The following is a 1,362-nucleotide window of genomic DNA, read 5'->3' as shown; positions in this document are numbered from 1 at the left end:
CTTTTGGAGCCATTTAGGGGTTCCTCCTTGAAATTTGTTTTTTAATCCTATTGGGTAACGAATTAATAAGTTAACGTGACACTACACGTTTGTCGCCCTCTTATTTGTCTGGTATATTTTAGTTAATCAATGATGGAGGTGTGTATTATGTGGGTCAACTACGATAAACCGACTAAAACAGTAACGTTCCATCAAGATAACTGTAGATACGTCCCTACCGTACCGACCGCAAGAAAGGGATTTGGAGAAATGGCCAATGACGGTGGCTGGGAACATGTGACCAGCGAACACCATGCTAAGATGACATTTAGATCAGATATGGCAAGAGATCGTATAAAGACTCGATACGGGAATGGTGGAAATCTTCCCGATAATACATTTGATTACAGATACAATAAATTCGTTTATTGCAGTTACTGTAATAATTAAATGTAATTCTTGTTACGGGGTTAAGAAGACATTCCTCGGTACTCAGGGTTATGTCTCCATCCCCCTTTAATCAATAATTTGGAATGACTCGGTAATACCCATTAACTCATAGCTCTTCAACAAATTTTGTTCCTGCGACTTCTTTGCTTCCCGAACAGCTTCCTCATAGGCTGTTTCGGATTTCATGACAATTTCGGCGATTTCCTGCTGTCGTTCCAATGATGGATACGGCATTTGAATTGAACCCACATCTTTATGACTTAATACGGTCGCCGTCGTTCCTTTTTGATTAGCCTCAAGATAATACTGACCGATAGGGCTTTCTAGGAAGGCTTTGATAAAGTACGGCTCAACCTTTGAAGATCGAATTCGGATGAAATTTTGAGAAAAGGCAAGCGGCTTATCTGAAAGATTATCTTGTGAAACAACAGCCAACTTTAACAGCGTACCGCGGCTTGAGAGCAATACATCACCAGTTTCTAGCTGGTATGCAGCGGCTTGTTTTCCANGTTTTCCATCGAGTCGAACCCCCTTAAGGCCACTCAATTGGATTTTTCCGTCCTGTACATCGCTCAGATTAACCAAGTAATGTGAAGCATCATCAGGTTCTACTTCCTCTTTTGAAACAAATCCTCTCGATATTTCGGCAATATCCTTCAGCATGACCAGTTGTGTATCTACATTGACATACTGCTCACGGTTGACCAAGACTTTCCCAACTCTTGAGTTAACCTCTGCCTTTTCAAAATACCGTAGAGGTTGTAAGCTCCATTCGTTTTCGGAAATTTCATCAATCGATACAATTCTGCTGTACTGATCAACTTCTTTTTGGTCTTGATAAGCACTTAGAATCACTGCGATATCAAGTGAACTTAGTTCGTTTTGGCTTCGCGTTAATTTAGTGAATTTCTCGGTGGCGTTCACGAAAAGAAC

At 40.7% G+C, this 1,362-nt stretch carries 1 protein-coding gene; it reads right to left on the bottom strand.

Going from position 1 to position 1,362, the window contains the following annotated elements:
- Positions 1-495 precede the first annotated feature (495 nt).
- Positions 496-1,353, bottom strand: coding sequence for a restriction endonuclease subunit S (locus FJQ58_RS02120; protein ID WP_476641265.1), 858 nt, complete (start codon positions 1,351-1,353; stop codon positions 496-498).
- Positions 1,354-1,362 lie beyond the last annotated feature (9 nt).

Source organism: Paenibacillus paridis (genome assembly GCF_006345825.1).
GTDB lineage: Bacteria > Bacillota > Bacilli > Paenibacillales > Paenibacillaceae > Pristimantibacillus > Pristimantibacillus paridis.
The sequence above is the reverse complement of the archived record's forward strand: the minus strand, read 5'-3'. Positions and strand labels throughout refer to the sequence as shown.